12 protein-coding genes and 1 pseudogene are annotated in these 18,018 nt (G+C 69.8%); 8 read left to right on the plus strand and 5 right to left on the minus strand.

The annotated features are described in order from the left end of the window. Nucleotides 1–197 precede the first annotated feature (197 nt). Entirely contained in the window at nucleotides 198–1,817 is a 1,620-nt protein-coding gene (locus J3A75_RS20560; RefSeq protein ID WP_071000697.1) for a methyl-accepting chemotaxis protein, read from the plus strand. A 402-nt stretch (nucleotides 1,818–2,219) separates the two neighbouring features. On the opposite strand, the gene J3A75_RS20565 is transcribed toward J3A75_RS20560, so the two are convergent. Continuing rightward, nucleotides 2,220–3,050 carry an SGNH/GDSL hydrolase family protein gene (locus J3A75_RS20565; RefSeq protein WP_234740640.1) on the minus strand — a complete coding sequence of 277 codons (831 nt, stop codon included), beginning with the start codon at nucleotides 3,048–3,050 and terminating at the stop codon, nucleotides 2,220–2,222. Between J3A75_RS20565 and J3A75_RS20570 the strand changes: the two genes are divergently transcribed. From J3A75_RS20570 to J3A75_RS37065, 4 genes and pseudogenes are all read left to right on the plus strand, one after another. Further along, a complete protein-coding gene (locus J3A75_RS20570) occupies nucleotides 3,030–4,709 on the plus strand; it encodes a lipase family protein (RefSeq protein ID WP_245295790.1) in 1,680 nt (559 codons plus the stop codon). The two genes, J3A75_RS20565 and J3A75_RS20570, sit on opposite strands and share 21 nt — an antisense overlap. Before the next feature lie 155 nt (nucleotides 4,710–4,864). Beyond that, nucleotides 4,865–6,304 carry a hypothetical protein gene (locus tag J3A75_RS20575; RefSeq protein ID WP_209650710.1) on the plus strand — a complete coding sequence of 480 codons (1,440 nt, stop codon included), beginning with the start codon at nucleotides 4,865–4,867 and terminating at the stop codon, nucleotides 6,302–6,304. A gap of 268 nt (nucleotides 6,305–6,572) precedes the next feature. Continuing rightward, the gene (locus J3A75_RS20580) at nucleotides 6,573–7,790 is read left to right on the plus strand and encodes a flagellin (RefSeq protein WP_024829584.1); all 1,218 of its coding nucleotides are present in this window, start codon (nucleotides 6,573–6,575) and stop codon (nucleotides 7,788–7,790) included. 295 nt (nucleotides 7,791–8,085) lie between these two features. After that, a pseudogene (locus J3A75_RS37065) lies at nucleotides 8,086–10,524 on the plus strand (PAS domain S-box protein). Between the two features lie 338 nt (nucleotides 10,525–10,862). Here the strand turns inward: J3A75_RS37065 and J3A75_RS20590 are convergent. The 4 genes from J3A75_RS20590 to J3A75_RS20605 all read right to left on the minus strand — a co-directional run bounded on the left by J3A75_RS20590 (nucleotide 10,863) and on the right by J3A75_RS20605 (nucleotide 13,118). Next, the gene (locus J3A75_RS20590; protein ID WP_012319973.1) at nucleotides 10,863–11,309 is read right to left on the minus strand and encodes a lysozyme inhibitor LprI family protein; all 447 of its coding nucleotides are present in this window, start codon (nucleotides 11,307–11,309) and stop codon (nucleotides 10,863–10,865) included. A gap of 113 nt (nucleotides 11,310–11,422) precedes the next feature. Then, nucleotides 11,423–11,743 carry a YbjQ family protein gene (locus J3A75_RS20595; protein WP_024829581.1) on the minus strand — a complete coding sequence of 107 codons (321 nt, stop codon included), beginning with the start codon at nucleotides 11,741–11,743 and terminating at the stop codon, nucleotides 11,423–11,425. 45 nt (nucleotides 11,744–11,788) lie between these two features. Next, the gene (locus J3A75_RS20600; protein ID WP_051252354.1) at nucleotides 11,789–12,193 is read right to left on the minus strand and encodes a lysozyme inhibitor LprI family protein; all 405 of its coding nucleotides are present in this window, start codon (nucleotides 12,191–12,193) and stop codon (nucleotides 11,789–11,791) included. Nucleotides 12,194–12,242: 49 nt separating this feature from the next. After that, the gene (locus J3A75_RS20605; RefSeq protein WP_245295792.1) at nucleotides 12,243–13,118 is read right to left on the minus strand and encodes a hypothetical protein; all 876 of its coding nucleotides are present in this window, start codon (nucleotides 13,116–13,118) and stop codon (nucleotides 12,243–12,245) included. Between the two features lie 883 nt (nucleotides 13,119–14,001). Between J3A75_RS20605 and J3A75_RS20610 the strand changes: the two genes are divergently transcribed. The 3 genes from J3A75_RS20610 (at nucleotide 14,002) to J3A75_RS20620 (ending at nucleotide 17,961) form a co-directional block, all read left to right on the plus strand. Continuing rightward, a complete protein-coding gene (locus tag J3A75_RS20610; RefSeq protein ID WP_083374365.1) occupies nucleotides 14,002–14,259 on the plus strand; it encodes a hypothetical protein in 258 nt (85 codons plus the stop codon). A gap of 277 nt (nucleotides 14,260–14,536) precedes the next feature. Further along, on the plus strand, nucleotides 14,537–16,630 hold the full coding sequence (locus J3A75_RS20615; RefSeq protein WP_070999817.1) for a caspase family protein: 2,094 nt from the start codon (nucleotides 14,537–14,539) through the stop codon (nucleotides 16,628–16,630). Then, nucleotides 16,627–17,961 (plus strand): hypothetical protein, encoded by a 1,335-nt coding sequence (locus J3A75_RS20620; RefSeq protein WP_029359812.1) that lies wholly within the window; start codon nucleotides 16,627–16,629, stop codon nucleotides 17,959–17,961. Before J3A75_RS20615 ends, J3A75_RS20620 begins: the two co-directional genes overlap by 4 nt. Nucleotides 17,962–18,018: the final 57 nt, after the last annotated feature.

Below are 18,018 nucleotides of genomic sequence, written 5' to 3' on the forward strand. Positions count from 1 at the left end.
GCTACGGCTGTTGAGATGCATACACGATCGCTCGCTTGCACAAGTACAAGTCGCTTGTAGGTTTATAACTCGTAAATATCGGGGCTGAGCCGGACGATGCGGCTCGCGTCGGCCGGTCGGCGGCGCTAAGAGGCGAGCGTGTACGGGTCGCGGCCCAGCCAGAGCCGTCCGCAGGGCCGAGCAGGATGAAGCAGACCATGCCGCGAACGCTGGGACTAAACCGCATCTTGGGCGGTGCGATCGGTGTCATCGCCCTAGTGTCGGTCCTCACCAGCGGCGCGGTCCTGATCACGGCCGATCAGCTGCGGGACGCGACCGATGCCCGGAGCCGGTCGAATCAGCTGATCCGCGCCCTCGACGGCTTCCGCGCGGCCATGCTCAATCAGGAGACCGGACTGCGCGGCTACCTGATCACCGGCCGCGACGGCAGCCTGGAGCCGTATCGCCTGGGTCGCCAGACGCTCGACGAGGCGATCGACAGGCTCAGAAGTTTGATCGGCGAGGATCCCGAGCGGACGCGCCTTCTGGCCGACGCCGTGGCGGCGGCGCGCAGTTGGCAGACCGAGGTGGGCGAGGTCGCCGTCCGGATCGCGGCCGATCCGGCGAAGAGGGACGAGGCTGTCCACATCGAGGCGGACGGTCAGGGCAAGCGGCTGTTCGATACCTTCCGCGAGAAGCTCGCGGCCATCGAGGGCCTCGAAGGGGCGGTGCGGGCCGGGCTGGCCGAGCGCGTCGCGCGCGGCGAGCGCAACGAGGGCCTGGCCCTCTGGGGCGGCACGCTGATCACGCTGCTGATCTGCCTGGGCATCGGGGTCGCCATCAACCGCCTCGTCGTCCGGCCGCTGGTGGGGGTGATGGGCTTCGTGGGACGGGTCGGCGAGGGGGACCTGTCGAGCAAGCTCGATGTCCGCGCTGGCGGCGAAGTCGGCCGTCTGAGCACGACGCTGAACACGATGGTCGCGGGGCTGTCGGACCTGGCACGGACGAACCGCGCGGCGACGGCGGACCTGAACGCGGCGGCGGCGGAGATCCGGGCCTCGGCGCAGGAGCAGGCCGCCTCGGTCGAGCAGCAGTTCGCCGCGGTTCAGGAGACGGCCGCCACGGTCGACGAGATCACCCACTCGGGCGCGCAGATCTCCAAGCGCGCCACGGAGGTGATCGCCACCGCCCAGGCGACCGCGCAGACCTCGCGCCAGGGCCTGCGCGCGGTGTCGGACACCGCCAAGGCCATGGACGCGATCCGCGAGCAGGCGGAAGCCGTGGCGGGCAACATCGTCAGCCTGTCGGAGAAGACCCAGACGATCGGCGACATCATCGAGACGGTCAACGACATCTCGGAGCGCACGCACCTGCTGGCGCTCAACGCCGCCATCGAGGCGGCCGCGGCCGGCGAGAGCGGGCGCAGCTTCGCGGTGGTGGCCGCGGAGATGAAGCTCCTGGCCGACCAGGCCAAGGCGGCGACCGGTCAGGTGCGGGCGATCCTGGGCGAGATCCAGCGGGGCATCAACACGTCGGTGATGCTGACCGAGGAGGCGGTCAAGCGCGCGGCGGCGGGCAAGACGCGCTCGGACACGACGCAGCGCACGATCGAGGAGATCACCGCGCGGGTGGAGGAGAACGTGCAGACGTTCCAGCAGATCGTGGCCTCGACCAACCAGCAGCAGCTGGGCATCGAGCAGGTGATGGGGGCGTTGCAGAACATCCGCCAGGCCAGCCAGCAGACGGCCGCCGGCACCCGGCAGGTCGAGGCCGCGTCCGCCAACCTCACCGAACTCGCCCAGGCCCTCATGGCCCTGGCCGAACGCTACCGGCACTGAGCCCACACCTGGACCGCGTCGCTCCGGATCGGCGGAGCCCGGAGAAACTCAGCCGCGATGCGCCGGTCGATGCGGGGCCTGCCGCCGGGAAGCGGTAGCGGCGCGCCCGCGGGCCGCCCGGACGCGCACGATGTCGGCCATCCCGACCGGCCGCGGCGGAGCCTCCCCGGTGAACGGCATCCGGCTGCGGACATCGCCGTAATAGTCCGCCCCCCCCATCCCGAATCCGCCGGCGACGACGGGACCGTCGAGGAGGGGCTCTCCGGCCGAAGCTCCGGCACTGACGAGGACGATGAGAGGGACCGCGAGGAGGATGCGCATGGTCGCATGCGTACACGGACCTGCGCCAGCTTTGCGGCGGCGTCGGTCACGATGGCGTGCGCGGGGCCGGCAGCGCCGCCGTCAGATGCCCGCGTCGATGCCGCGACAGCGCGTCGGATGCGCCCGCGACTTCTGCCAGCCGGTCCGCCCCTGCGCGAAGCCGACCTCCAGGAAGTGGACCAGCGGGTTGACGCCCGCCGCGCGGACATCCGGATTCGCGTCGAGATACCCGTCGGTGCTGAAATGCCCGCTCGGATCACGGCCCTCGCGCCAGCCGAGATCGAGGTAGTGTCGCGCCAGACCGTGGGGGTACTGGCACGTGTCGGCGTACCAGCTCCTGTAATACTCCTCATCGAAACCCGGGAGCGGAGTCTCCAGGTAGCGCTCCAGCCCATATCGATCGCGGATGTGGCCGGTGATGCGTGCGGCCACCGCCGCGTAATCGCGCAGATGCGTCCCGTCGATGAAGGCGTCATCCTCCGCCAGCCCGAACCGGGCCCCGCGCAGCGACGCGAACGGATCGAAGAACGAGACGCCCCGGCGCACGCACACGTCGCGGAGGAGATCGGAATACACCTCGACCGCTGCGGGGTCGCGCTCGGAGGCCTTCGAGACCGGCGTGGGCGGCAGCGCCGACACCAGCGTGTCGAGGGTCCAGGCCTGGAAGCGATCGACCATGCGATCCGCGTGGCTGGAGAAGTCCTCGGTCGCCGACCTCGCGAGCGCCGACGGCGAGCGGATGTCGTTGGTCCCGACGATCAGGATCGCGAGGAAGGCCGGCAAGGGCGCGCGCAGCAGGTCGAGGGCGCGGCGATAGGAACCCGCCGTCGAACCCGCGAGACCGACATTCAGGACGGGACGGGAAACGACCGGTCGCGGCAGGTGAGCCGCGTGCGAATCGCCCGCGAGCACGATGCAACCACTCGGTGCAGCGTCGAAGACGGCCTGGATGTGGCCGATCTTGTGACGTCGGAGGGCGTTGCTGCGGAGCGCCCTCACGGCCTCGATAAAGCCCATACGAATCTTGAACACCGCCCCCGCGTCCCGCACCGTAGGAGGCTCAGTTTTCCCAAGTCCAGTCATTCTCGCGCACGGCGCCGCTTTTTGACGCCGGCGGTGTTGCCGGGTGACAGAGGCCGTGACGCCGGCCGGATCATGAATGCTGGCCGGCGGCGGAACCGATTTCACCCGCGCGCTGTTGTGGAGCCCTCCGCGATCGTGCAATGGAGCCGCCCCTGCCGGCGCCGCCGACCGCCACGCATCGGCCTCGTGCTCTCGTTCTTGTTCGATCACATGGTCCGCGGCTACTTATCATTCACGCCTTTCAAGTTGAGAGACCTTCATCCGGCGCCGGTGGCGCGGCGGCACGTCTTTTTCATCCACGGGTTCGACGCCCGCAGCGGCATCCGCTTCCCCGCCTTCTTCAAGCGGGAACTCCACCGTCACACGGCCCGGTTCGGGGCGATGCCGCGCGCCGTCTCGGAGATCCGGACCGACCCCGATGGTCTGAGCCGGAGCTGGGAGGTCGGCGCGCCGGCAGACGGGGACGGCGCGGCCGTCCGCTGCGAGACCCTGGTCTGGAGCGATATCGTCCATTCGGATCTCGCGCGCCCCGCGTCGCGCAAGCTCGCGCTGCTGGCCCGGAGCGCCGTAGCGGGGCTCACGCAGGGATTGTTCTTCAAGACGTCCCGGTTCGGATGGCCCTACACCCTGCTGAGCGCCTTCCCGTTCTTCGTCGCCTTCGTCGCCCCGGCGCTGCTGATCGCGCTCGGCACCGCGATCTTCGCCGCCGTCAGCCCGTCGGCGGTGGCGGACACGGTCTGCGTGGCGCTGTTTCTCGCCGCCGCCGCGCTCGCGCTCCTGTACGGCGCCAAGAAGGCGCTGGGCCGCCTGTTCTTCTGGCATATCCTGAGCATCCGCATCTTCTTCTGGCAGCATGCGACGGGCCGGCGACCGGATTACGTGGACCGGATCGCGGTCTTCCGGGACCGTGTTCTGGCCGAAATGGCGCACTGGCGTGCGAACCCCGCGGACGCGCCCGACGAGGTCCTGATCGTGGGCCATTCCCTGGGCGCCGCCATGGCGGTCGAGGTCGCCGCGCAAGTCCTCGCGCGCCTCGGGACCGACGATCGAGCGCATCCGCGGCTGTCCCTGGTCACGCTGGGCTCGGGGTTGCCCTTCGTCGCGCTTCAGCACGAGGCCCGCACGTTGCGCCGAGACATCGCGACGCTCGTCTTCAGCGACCGCATCGTCTGGTGCGACTACCAGGCGCCCCAGGACTGGCTCAACTGCTACGGTTTCAATCCGATCTTCGATCTCGGATTCGGACGACCGGCGTTCCTCGCCTGCAACCCGCTCATCCGCTCCGCAGGAGTCAAGGACAGGATACCGGAGGACGACTACAAGCGCCTGCGCCTCAAGCCTTTCCACATGCACTTCCAGTTCCTGAAAGCCAATTTCAGGCCGGGTGAGTACGATTTCTTCGAGATGATCCTCGGCCGGCAATCGCTGCTCGACCGCGCCCTGAGGCCGATCTGCCGCCGCGCTGCCGAACCCAAGACCGGTGCGTGACCCTGCCCCCGGCTGAAGGGCCTCTCCGCCCCGGTGGAAGGTCCGGACACGATCCGACGGTCCGAGCCGCCGGATATCAGACGGCCACATTCGCGTCGTCAGCCTCCGCCGGAGCGCCGCGGCGTCACGGGTGCAGGAGCGGACCGGAGCGAGGGATGGGTGTGAGCGTGTTACCGGATTTCGTTTCGCCGAGGAGCGCTCTCGTCGGGGTGCTGCTGGCGGTGCTCGCCGCGCCGGTGGCGGGTGAGGCCGGCTGGATGGGGCCGGAGGCGCAGCCGCTGTTCGTCAACGAGGCCAATCCGGCCGGCTACAACTACGCGCCGAGCGTCATCACCGAGAACGGGACCACCGACATCTGGTGGTGCGGCCAGGGCAAGACCGACGTCATCTTCCACCGTTCCTACACGCCGCAAACCGGCTTCTCGCCGGCGCGGATCGTGTTCCAGCCGACGCCCGGCTCCTGGAACCGGCAGTACGTCTGTGATCCCAGCGTGATCCGTGGCCGCTTCGTCAACCCGGCGGACGGACAGAGCTACGCCTACGCGATGTATTACTCGGGAGCCGACAACCTACCCGGACACAACAACCAGACGGGCCTCGCCTTCTCGAACGACAAGGTGACGTGGGTCGACTACCCGGAACCGGTCATCAAGCCGATCAACCCGGTCGTCGCGCAGGGCAATTACGGCACCGGCCAGCCCGCGACCTTCTCTGACGGCCGGTCCGGCGTCTTCGTCTTCACGACGGATCTCACCGGGCCGCAGGGCGTGCGGGGCTTCGGGGACCTCTACGTCCGGCACACGGCCGACGGCGTGCATTTCGGGGCGCCGGCGCGGGTCCCCAACGTCGCCACCGACGGCTCGACCATCAACCCGAACTCGGATTTCGCCTACGACCCCAAGGCGGGCGAGGTCTACGTCATCACCGGGCTGCCAGGTCGCGTGTGTCAGCAGGTGGCCTGCAAGGACCCGGGGCGCAATCCGGACCGGGAAACCTACCAGATGGGTCTGTTCAAGATGCCCCTGAAGGCGGTGCTGAGCGGCGCGCCGGCCACTTGGACGCCCTTGGGCTACCTGAACTCCGACGTCACCGGTTTCTACCTGAACCACAGCCCCGGCTTCCAGCGCGACGGAGCCGGCTCGCTGACGCCGTTCCTGCCGGACGTCACGGTGTTCTTCTCGGGCGGCGACCCCTACCCCGGTACGTGGCGGATCACCGAGGCGCGGCGGCCCAGCGGCGCCGACCGCCTTCCCCTGCGGCGCGCCTTCGGGCCCAACGGCCACTGGGTGACGACCGGCTTTATCGGGCCGGGCTACACGGTCGAGCGCAGCGTCGGCACCGCGTTGACGCTTCCGGCCCCTGGGACCGCGATGCTGATGAGCTGCGCGGCGGGGCAGAACCACTTCCTCAGCCGGGACCCGCGGTGCGAGGGCCAGACGCCCCTCGGCCAGACCGGCTACGTCTACGAGGCGCACAGGCCGGGCAGCCACCCGATCTACCGCTGCATCGCCGGCGGCCAAGATCATTTCGTGTCGACGGCAGCGGACTGCGAGGGACACACGTCCGAAGGTTTGCTCGGTTACGCCCTCGACTGAGGATGCGTCGCGTGGCGCGGCGACTCAATCGACTGTTCAGCCCGTGCAGCAATGCGCGGAAGCAACTGCGCAAATCTCCGTGGGCAGCTGAGCCGCCGCGACCCTGACCGATGCCGACGGGCCAAGTTTGTGCCCGTCGCTCGTACACTTCCCGGTAAGGCTACCGATTCGCCGAAAATACTCGCGCAGTTAATTCGGACTTAACCCTAACCGGTATTCTTAGGCATCCCCGAGAATCGGGTTGCTCCGGTTGGAAAGATAGCGATCCATGTCCTCCATCACCCTGTCGGCCGCGACGCGCCAGAACCTGCTCTCGCTGCAGGACACCGCCCAGCTGATGGCGACCACGCAGAACCGTCTCGCCACCGGCAAGACGGTCAACTCCGCCCTCGACAACCCGACCAACTTCTTCACCTCTCAGGCCCTCGACGGCCGCTCCTCGAGCCTGAACACGCTCCTCGACGGCATCTCCAACGGCATCCAGTCGATCCAGGCCGCCAACCAGGGCATCACCTCGATCCAGAAGCTCGTGGACCAGGCCAAGTCGATCGCCAACCAGGCGCTCTCGACCCAGCTCTCCACCACCGGCACCGCCGCCAACGCCTACAGCGCCAGCACCGCCTCCCAGACGGTCCTGCTGACGATCAACGGCAGCTCGGTCTCCGCCACCATCAACGCCTCCTCGAGCATCAGCGCGACGGTGGCCGCGCTCAACGCCGCGGTCAGCTCGGCCTCGACCTCGTCGAGCGGTGCCTTCGGTGCCGGCGCGATCTTCTCGGCCGACAGCACCGGCACCAAGATCGTCCTGAACGCCCAGGCGGACGTCGAATTCCAGAACTCCGGCAGCCAGACGGCGCTCGGCTTCACCGCCTCGGCGACCACCGCCTCGACCTACGGCACCGCCGCCAGCACTGTCGTCTCCAGCGACCTGTCGATCTCGGGCACGGCCCAGCGCGCCTCGCTGGCGAACCAGTACAACAACCTGCTCAACCAGATCACGCAGCTCGCCAGCGACGCCAGCTACAACGGCGTCAACCTCATTGCCGGCAAGGGCAATGACATGAACATCAAGTTCAACGACACCGGTAGCTCCAACCTCAACGTCGCCTCGGTCGACGCGACCTCGAACGGCCTCGGCCTGACCTCGATCACCAACTCGAACAGCTCGACCAGCCAGAACGGTCTCGGCAACTTCCTGCTGAACTCGGACGTCAACAAGACGCTGGCCACCCTGACCACGGCGGGCGCGACCCTGAACTCCGCGGCGAGCACGCTGGGCTCGAACCTGTCGGTCGTTCAGAACCGCCAGGACTTCTCCAAGCAGCTGATCAACGTGCTGCAGACGGGCTCGGCCAACCTGACGAACGCCGACCTGAACCAGGAGGCGGCGAACTCGCAAGCGCTGTCGACCCGTCAGTCGATGGGCATCTCGGCCCTGTCGCTGGCCAACTCCGCCCAGCAGGGCGTCCTCCAGCTCCTGCGGTAAGCCGCGACCCTTAGAACGCCGCAACGGCCGGGGCAGCGCCCCGGCCGTTCGCGTTCGCGGGGCGCCGATTCCGAAACCGGGCGGCTCTCACGTATCAGGCCTCGGCCACACCGAACGCGCCCTTCCTGGTCCTGCGCCGGGATCGGGGTGGCCGCACGGCCCCTCCCCCAGGTCGTGACCTCCGAACGCCGCGCGACGACGAACGCTCCTGTCGGGACCAGAGGTCACACCCCCGCCTCGCGTCCGGGTGCGGGTAGCCGTTGGACCCGGCAGCGGCTCCGGATAAGACCGCACCATGAGCATGGAAGATCTTCGGGGGGAGGTCGAGCGGCTGCGTCGGCGCGAGCGCGCGCTGGTGGAGGAGAACGCGCGCCTGCGCGCGACCCAGCTCCCGGCCGTCCCGACCACGAGCTTGGCCGGTGTCGGGACCGCCCGGTCCGACCTCCTGTTCACCGCCGCCGACAAGACCCGGATGGCGATGATCGTCACCGATCCGAACCTGCCCGACAATCCGATCGTCTTCGCCAACCGCGCCTTCCTGGAACTCTCCGGCTACACGGCGGAGGAGCTGATCGGGCGCAATTGCCGCTTCCTTCAGGGGCCGGCGACCGACCCGGCCGACATCGCCCGCGTCCGGGCCGCCATCGCCGCGCGACGCGACGTCGTGGTGGAACTGCTGAACTACCGGCGCGACGGCAGCACCTTCGTCAACGAGCTGTACATCAGCCCCGTGTTCGGTCCGCACGGCGAATTGCTGTTCTTCTTCGGCAGCCAGCTCGACCTCACGCGCTTCCGGGAGCGGGAGGCCCAGGCGGTCGCGCAGGCCTCCTACCTGCGGGGTCCGCCGGCGGACGAGGAGGTCGGCTTCTGCATCGTCGAGCTGCGCTTCGACGCGGATGGCAGGACCCGGGATTGCCAGCTCGTCGAGACCAACGCCGCCTTCGAGCGCCGGTCGGGCCTCGCCGCCGCGGAGAGCCGCTGGATGAGCGAGTTCCTGCCGGACGACGCGCAACACTGGCTCGACATCCTCGGCGAGGTCGCGCGATCCGGGCGCAGTGCCCGTTTCAAGGGCTCCATGTCGCGAACCGGGCCCGTCCTCGAGGTTCACGCGATGCGGATCGGCACAGGGATCCAGAGCCGCGTCGCCGTCCTCCTCGAGGATCTTGCCGTCAAGCAGTCGGACGAGGAGCGGCGGGAGGCGCGGATTCGCGACCGGCGGATCGAGCACGACCTCGTCTGAAGGACGAGCCGCGACCTTCTCGTCGTCTGCGCCCTCGACGGAACCTGTCAGGCGGTCAATCCGGCCTGGACGGAGCTCCTCGGTTGGCCGGCCGGCAGCTTGGTCGGCATCCGCATCGACAGCCTGATTCATCCGGACGACGGCGAGACGGCTGCCAGCGCGTTCGAAACACTGCGCATCGACCACAGGTTGTCCGACCTCGACGTCCGCTTCAGGACTGCCGACGGCGCGTACCGCTGGATCTCCTGGAACGCCATCGCGCGCGGGGACCGGTTCCACGCGACCGGGCGGGACGTCACGGAGCGCCGGACCCTCGAGGAGCAGCTGCGCCAGTCGCAGAAGATGGAGGCGGTCGGGCAATTGACCGGCGGCGTGGCGCACGACTTCAACAATCTGCTGACCGTCATCAAGTCGTCGACCGACCTGTTGAAGCGTCCGGGCCTGAGCGAGGATCGCCGGGGCCGCTACGTCGACGCCATCTCCGACACGGTCGACCGCGCCGCCAAGCTGACCAGCCAGTTGCTGGCATTCGCGCGCCGGCAGGCGCTTCGACCGGCGATCTTCGACGTGGTCCAGTCCGTGGCCGCCATCGCCGACATGGTCGGTACCCTGACCGGCGCGCGCATCCACGTCGCGACCGACACCGATGCCGGCACCGACTCGGGCGGCCGGACCCTGCGCTGCCACGTCGATGCCGACCCGAGCCAGTTCGACACGGCCCTCGTCAACCTCGTGGTGAACGCCCGCGACGCCATGCAGGGCGAGGGCCGTCTGCTGATCAAGGTGCGACGCGCGGACCGCATCCCGGCGCTGCGGGCGCATCCGGCCGTGCCGGGAGACTTCGTGGCCGTGTCGGTCTCGGACACCGGCTCGGGCATCGAGGCAGATCTGCTCGAGCGCATCTTCGAGCCCTTCTTCACGACGAAGGGCGTCGGACACGGCACCGGGCTCGGACTCAGCCAGGTATTCGGCTTCGCCAAGCAGTCGGGCGGTGACGTCGCGGTCGACAGTGTCGTCGGCGTCGGTACGACCTTCACCCTCTTCCTGCCGCGATCGCACCAAGCGGAAGTCAGCGATGCCGCGCCGGACGAACCGGAGCCGCTGGCCGAGGGGCACGGCACGCCCGTCCTCGTGGTGGAGGACAACGAGGAGGTCGGCGCCTTCGCCCGGCAGGCCCTCGTGGAGCTCGGATACGAGGCTGTCTGGGTCAAGGACGCGCAGGCAGCCCTCGCCACGATCGAGGCGAACGACCAGGAGATCGAGGTGGTCTTCTCCGACGTGGTGATGCCGGGCATGAACGGCGTCGATCTGGCCCGGGAGATCAGGCGCCGCCGTCCGTACCTGCCCGTCGTGCTGGCCTCAGGCTACAGTCACGTTCTGGCCTCGGAAGGCACGCACGGGTTCGAGCTCCTGCACAAGCCCTACTCGGTCGCCGACCTCAGCCGTGCCCTCCGCAGGGCGCTGCGGGAACGGTCGGCGCTGACCTTCGGCTGACGCGGCTGCATCCGACCGGACCGCCGCGCGTTACGTCCGCGACGGTTAGAAGGATCGGACAGGACAGCACGCCATGTCATCGGATACGCCGCGGCCCGGGGACGATCCGCTGCCCCCCATCGACGATCCGCTGCCCGAGCCCGCACCGCCCGACGGAGACCCGCCGGCCGAGCCGCCCACGCCGCGACCGCCCGGGCCGATCGAAGCGGGCTGAGCGTTCGGCCGTCCGATGCCGCGGGCCGGATCGGCCCGTCTTCCGACGAACGCGGCCAACGATCGGCAACGCCATCGAAGCCGCGTCCGCGCGTCATCAGGCAAGCGCCGGACTGTCGCGCCCCTCAATGCAGCGGGTACCGGCCGAGAAGATCCGCGGTTCTCTGGACGGTCTTGTCGTAGAGGCAAGCGGGGACAGCCGGGTTCGCGCCGCTCCCGTTGGCCCACTCGCTGAAGGTCAGGTCGCCGCAATCCGCGTCACGGAAGGCGATCCAGGCGCGCTGCGCCTTCTCGAGTCGCGTCTTCCACAGCGCCCTGGCGTCAGGATCCTGCGTGCGATCGTCGTGGTCGATCACCGACAGCGCCTTCTTGTAGGCCGCGTTGAGCCTCGCATCCGCCTCGTGCAACGCGCGGTTCATGCAATCCGTCGTGCCCGGTGTCGAGGTCTCGGTCAGGCACAGTTTGGCCGAGGGCGGCTCGGCTCTGGAACCCGTCGACACCGCGAGGCATGCGAGCAGCCCGGCAAGGACGGGAGCCGAGGCCCGCAACAGGCGTGAGCATACGTGGTTCATGGCGATCGGATCCGGTTCGCGCGCTCCGCTACCCGGCAGAGGGGGATCCTGCGCGCGGTTGGTGATGAGAGGTCGGCGCGGACCGCAGCCCTGGACGGCCCCGGCCTGCGGCCTCAGCGGGCGTCGACGATGACGGCGGTGCCGTAGGCCACGACGCCCATCATCGACTGATCGGTGTCTGCCGTATCGAAGCGCATCATGACGATGGCGTTGGCGCCGAGTTGCGCCGCGTTCTGCGCCATGCGGTCGATCGCCTGGGACCGGGCCTGCTCGATCAACTGGCTGTACTCGTTGATCTCGCCGCCCATCAGACTGCGCAGGCCGGCGGTGAGATTGCCCACCGCACCGCGGCTGTGCACCACGGCGCCGAAGCACGGGCCCCGGACCTCGCGCACGTGATAGTTCGGGATGTTCTCGGTCGTGACGATGATCATGGGATCTCGCTCAGGGCGGTGGTGGAAGAGGGCGACGGGGCGCGGTCACGGCGAGCAGGACAGGTCGCCGCCCGGACACCTGATCTGAGCCGCGAGGTCCTGGATTCGCTGGCGCGTCAACGCGATCTTGCATTGGCCCAGGAGCATCGGCGCGATGCTTCCGTTGTTGCCGGGCGCCAGCGTGTCGAACCCGGTCCTCAGGTTGCACTCGAGGTCGCGGAAGGCGATCCAGGCGCGCTCGGCAGCGACCAGATTGCGTCGGCCGTTCTCGTCGAGCTTGCTGCGCAGGGTCGCGTAGCGCCGGTTCAGCTCCGCATCGACCCGATCCAATTCCTGGCCCGTGCAGATGTTGGCGTCCATCTGGTTCGCGGAGGTGCTGCAATCGACCTCCGCCGCGAGCCCCACGGCCGGGACCAGAAGCAGGGCGGCGATGAGCGCGTTGCGCAGCATGGCGATCTCGGATCTGAGGCGGGCGTGAGACACGGGGGCCGGGGGCCGATCATGGTTCCTCCGACGCCGCGCCCGAGTCGCGTGCCCGGAATCCGTAATACCCGCGGTCGGCGTCGTAGAGGACGTCGAAGCCGTTCAGGACGTGCAGCCCCGTATTGACGAAGGGCTGCGGGCGCGTCGTGTTGAGGATGATGCGCTCGGGCGCGAGCGGCGCGGCGCGATCGCCGACCGTGATCGCGTAGCCGGCCGCGTCGCCGAACCGGAAGCTCAGGCGCGTTCCCGGGCGAAGGACCGCGCGATCGGCCGCATCGGCCCGGAGGCTGTCGGCGACCTGCGCGGGCGGCAGCGTCAGGAACATGCCGGTTACGCCGGTGTCGAGGAGCGCCCGGCCGCAAGCGGCGGGTTCACGGTCGTCGACGGCGATGCAGGCGGGAACGCCGAGCCAGTCTCCCGGCACGTGCGGGTGCGGATCGAGTTTCACGAAGCGGTAGCGTCCGCGGGTGTTGGCGCGCGTCAGGCCGACATGCACGCCCCGCCGGGTCAGAACGTAGCCGCGGTGCACCCCGCCGGGTCCCGGCAGGTCCGCGTTGAGGAGCGGGTTGGTGTCCGGCGTGCTCTCGGTCTGGCTGTCGTCCTCCCGGCCGAATCCGATCCCCATCATCGCCACGTGGGCCGGCGCCTCCTGAGGCGTGCACTCGCGCGCGCGAACGGTGCAGTCGATCCGGTCGACGGCGAGGACCCGTATGGGTTGCGTGACCACGCTCGCGCCGTCGCGGCCGACGAGGGTCACCGGCACCCGCACCCAGCGTCCGACCATGATCCGACCGGAACTCGAGTAGGTCAGGCGCCCGGGCTCGCTCGGCAGGGCTTCGTTGCCCGGAATGCGACTGGCCGAGACCACGATGCCCGTCGAACCCGTATCCACGAGCACCGGACGAGCCGCGCCGCCGAACGACAGTCCGAGGCGCGGCGAGCGGGTGATGGCGCCACCGGGTTGCGGGGCGTTGAGGAAAGGCAGGAAGATGCCGCGTCGGTCATCCTCGTAGCTCGGCCCATCGACCGCTCGCGCCGGCGTGGCCGGGCCGAGCAGCGCAGCGCCCGCGATCTCGACGCTCAGGAGAGCGGAAGCCGTTCGGGTGTAACGCCCCCGCGGGCGGACGGATGGGCGGGCTGCCTGAGGAGGATCCTGAAACGCCTGGCGCATGTCGGCCCCGGAGAGATCGCGTCGCCGCATCGACACCGCGTGAGAACCTTATCGGCGCCGAGAGGAGCTCTGCAGCCCGCGCGCGATCGCGCAGGTGTGGTGGATCGAGGCCGGGCAGTCGCCAGCGGAAGCCCGTCAGCGGGTCAGATGGCCGGTTCAGGATGCCGGGCCACCGCTCCCGGTATGGCCGCCCCCGTGCCCGGCAGCGCCCCCGCGACGATAGTATTCATGATCATGGTTCCCGTCGAAGAAACTGTGCCAACAACAACCGCCGGCCTCCGAGCCGTAATCTGCGGATCGATCCACGTTGCATTGACCCAGATCGAGTCATAGGTCAACGAAACGGCGGAAATAGTGTTACCGGTTCAGTAATTCGCTGAGGATCCGGCCGGGCGATGAACATTCGCCGTCGTTGACCCTGCCCGTTCCGGCACGGGCGAATGCCACCGGCTCCGAACGATCGCCGAACGATCGATGACGGTCTCGGCGCGGCTGTCGCGTGAGAAACCTCCCCGCTGACCGTGCAGGCCGCGCGAAACCGCGTCTGGCCGGCCCATGCCTCTGACGAGGCGGACGATCCACCGCCCGATCAGGGAGAACTGACGTGACCAAGACGAAGATGCTCGTGCTCGCCGCCAGCCTCCTGTGCGCCGCGGGTCCCGCCCGCGCCCAGGACGCGGCGCCGCAGCGCGGAAATCAGGAGTTTATCGGCGTCGATCTCGACAGCGGCGGCGTCTACTTCAACGGCCGCAACTCAGGCCGCTACTGCGTCTACCGCACGGTCGAGGTCTACAATCGCTACACCGGCTACTTCGAGGCGCGGCGCGCGCGCCGCTGCGGCCGCGGCCTCTACCTGCCGTGAGGAGCGAGGCGATGCTGACCGCCCTCTCGCCGCTCCACCTCGCCGCCCTCAGCCTGATCGTCGCGTATCTGGGCTGGGGCTGAGCTGCGCCCCCACCGCCCGCAACCGTGTCCTGGACGTCGGTCGCGCGGCCGCGAGGACTGCATTCGCCGGACGCGTCCGACGCGTGAGATTGTTTCCCGATCCCCCAGCGGATAACCCTGTCGCGCGTGCCGACCGGGCGCGCCCCGCTTCGAGGACGGTGAATCCGGGCCGCGACCCGGACAGGAGGACGCGCTTGCCGAGAGCCAACCCGGTATCCGCGCTGCGGCGGGCCGCCCGCACCGCGATCATCCTGCTCGGGATAAATTCCCTAGCCCCGGTCGCGCCGGCCCGGGCAGCCGCCGATCCCGCAGCCTTCGCCGACAATGCCGACGCCGTCGCGGTGGTGATCGGCAACCGCAGCTACAAGCAGACGGTGCCGGTCGACTACGCCCACAACGATGCCGAGGCGATCCGCGCCTACCTGATCGAGCGTCTCGGATACCGCGAAGGTAACGTCTTCCTGCTGAAGGACGCGACGCTCAACGAGTTCAACCAAGTCTTCGGCACCGAGCGCAATCCGCAATCCGGCCGTCTCTGGCGCAGCGTGCGCGAGGGCCGCTCGAACGTCTTCGTCTACTATTCCGGCCACGGAGTCCCGGATCTGACCACCAAGCAGCCGTTCCTGCTGCCGGAAGACGGCAATCCGAACCAGGGCGAGAGCGGGTATTCGCTGGAAACCCTGTACCGCAACCTCGAGCTCGTGAAGCGCAAGATCGGCCCGGACCACCAGCTCGTCGTGATGGTCGATGCCTGCTTTACCGGCGAGACCGGGCGCAAGGGCGAGAGCCTCCTGGCGGTGTCAGCGCCCGGCTTCGCGCCCGCCCGTCCCAAGGCGGAGGGCGGCATCGTGCGGCTGGTCGCGACTTCGGGCGCGACGCCCGCCAACTGGGACGAGGCGAACAGGCTCGGCCTGCTGACCAGCCGGTTCCTGATGGGCGTGTCGGGTCTCGCCGACGCCCGAGACCAGCAGGGCGACGGCGACGGGCTCGTGCAGTGGACGGAGCTGAAGCGCTACCTCCGCCGCGAGGTGGAGGACGCCGCCCGCCGCGCGTCGGGCCGCGAGCAGGTGCCCGAGATCGACGAGGCCCCGATCGTCCTCAAGGCCTCGCTGCCGGTGGCGGCCGTCGCGCAGGGCGTCGCTGCCATCCGGGACGAGGCGGCTTGGCGGCGGGCCGAAACGCTCGGCACCCGGGAGGCGTTCGAGGCCTATATCGGCGCCTGCGGCGAGACCTGCCTGTACCGGCCTCAGGCCATGGACAGGCTCCTGGCCGGACGGCGCCGGGACGCGGCGGCGATCGACCAGGAGAATTGGGCCAGGTTCGGGACCCAGCGGCGGTATCAGGCCTATCTCGACTCCTGCGGCGAGGTCTGCGCCTATCGCAGCCTCGCGGAGGGCTATCTCGGCGGCAAGAATCCGAGTGCCGATCCGCGCGTCAAACGATGCGACGAGCTCGCCGCCGGCACGGACGATCCCGATCGTCCGAGTGGGGTCACCGGCGTGAAGCTCGGCCGGATCGAGCCGGCAGCCGCGATCGACGCTTGCCGCGGGGCTGCGGCCGCCTATCCGGACCTGCGCCGCCTCTCCTACCAGCTCGGCCGCGCCTACGACCGGGCCGACCGCTACAAGGAGGCCTTCGCCGCCTACGACCGCGCTGCCAAGGCCGGGAGCGTGTCGGCGCTGAACAACCTCGCCGCCCTCTACGAGAACGGCCAGGGCGTGAAGCGCCAGCAGGCCGAGGCGTTCCGCCTCTACCGGCAGGCGGGCGAAGGCGGGAATGTGGTCGCGCTCGCCAACGCGGCCCGGATGCTGGAATACGGCAACGGCATCCCGAAGGACGAGGCGCAGGCGGTCGCCCTGTATCGCCGCGCCGTGGCCGGGGGCGACGTCGCCTCGATCAGCAAGCTCGTGCCGCACTACGCGACGGGCGCCTACGGCTTCCCGAAGGACCTGCGCCAGGGCTTCGACCTCTTCCGGCAGGCGGCGGACCGGGGCGACCCGGTCGCCATGGCCACGATGGCGACGCTGATCGACAACGGCTTCGGGCGGTACTTCCCCGGTGTGCGCTCCGCCGACATGGTGATGCGCGCCCTCAAGCACGGGGAACTCGGCGCCGCCTCGGTCTCGGCCACCGACACCGCCGCCCAGAAGCTGAAGCCCGAGACGATCCGCTCGGTGCAGCGCGCGATCAAGGACGCGGACTACTACACCGGCGCCCTCGACGGTCGCTTCAACCCCGTCTTCGTCCGCGCCCTCGACCAGTACGCTCGGGCCAACGAGACCGAATGAGGCGCCTCCTCCTCGCCGCGCTACTGCTCGCCCCGGCGGCGGCGCGCGCCGATCCCGCCACGCAGGCGCTGACACCGTTCCTCGACGCGGTGGCGGCCTGTGCGGGCCGTCCGGACTTCACGCTCGCGGTCGTGGGAGTCGAGCCCGGCCAGACGGCGTTGTCGCGCGAGCAGTCCGAGGAGGTGCGCCTCGCCGTCGAGACCCGGCTCCAGGCAACGGGTCGGGTCAGGCTCGCGGCGGCGGCCGACGTGGTGCGGATCAAGGCCCTGCGCGAGGGCACGACGGGCCTGTCGGGCGCGGAGGCGGAGGCGCAGATCCGGTCGGCCTTCGCGGGGGACGCCGCCGTGTTCCTGGTCGAGCCCCGTCGGGCCGGCGAGACCGCCTCTATCCGGCTCCAGGCCGTGACGCAGAGCGCCGCCTGCAAGGCGACGAGCGAGCCTCTGGTTGTACCAATCCACGTCGGTGCCGGCGTGGCCGACGTCGACGCTGTCTTCGACGGCGCGGTGAAGGCCCTGGCGCAGGCCGTACCGAGCGCCGCCGCCGTCGAAGTCTGCCCGTTCGTGGCGGAGGGTGGCCATTCGACCTGCGCGGGCGCCCTCACGGACCGCCTCGTCATCGCTCTCGACGCGGAGGCCCGGTCGGCCAACCGCGTGCTCCGCGGCGCGCGCCTCGACGTGCGCCGCCGGCCGCCCGGCACAGGGTGCGCGGGCCCCATCACGGCGCGCGGCCGCTTCCGCACCGATCACGACCGGCAATCCTGGCTGGAGGTCGAGTTCCAGCGCGACGGCGCCGTGCTGGCCCCGACGGGGCAACGCCGCATCGCCACGGAGGGCCTCGGCTGCGATCCCGTCCCGCGGCCCTTTCTCGACCACCTCGCCGCCACGGCGCGCACGGATGCCGGCCGCCTCTCGGTGGCGGCCGCCGCCACGCCGTTCGCGGCCGGTCAGCGCCTGGAGATGCGCATCGAGTCCCGGGTCGCGCAGAACCTGTACTGCTGGGTGGTCGCGCCCGACGAGACCGCCTTCGTCGCCCTTCCGGTGCGCGACAACGCCGCCTCGCAGCTGGCCCTCACACCGGGAGAGTCGCGGCGCTACCCGCGCGGCTACGGCCTCGACGAGATCGTGGCGGGGGAAGCGTTCGAGAACCTGTTCGCCTGCTTCGGCGTGCCGGGCGGCCTGCCGCCGGAACTCGCCGCGCGGTGGCTGGCGGCGGCGCCGGGCGCGGCCGGCGAGGCGCGCCTTCTCCAGCCACCGGACGTGCTGGACCTCCTCGACCGGATCCGGGCCACCCCCGGGGTCACCGAGGCCACCGCGCGCATCGTGGTCCGCTGAGGCGGAGCGACGGACTCAGAACAGCGTCTGGTTCGCACAGATCGGACGGGTGGCGCC

This window comes from Methylobacterium sp. PvP105, assembly GCF_017876975.1.
In the GTDB taxonomy this organism is placed as follows: Bacteria; Pseudomonadota; Alphaproteobacteria; order Rhizobiales; family Beijerinckiaceae; genus Methylobacterium; species Methylobacterium radiotolerans.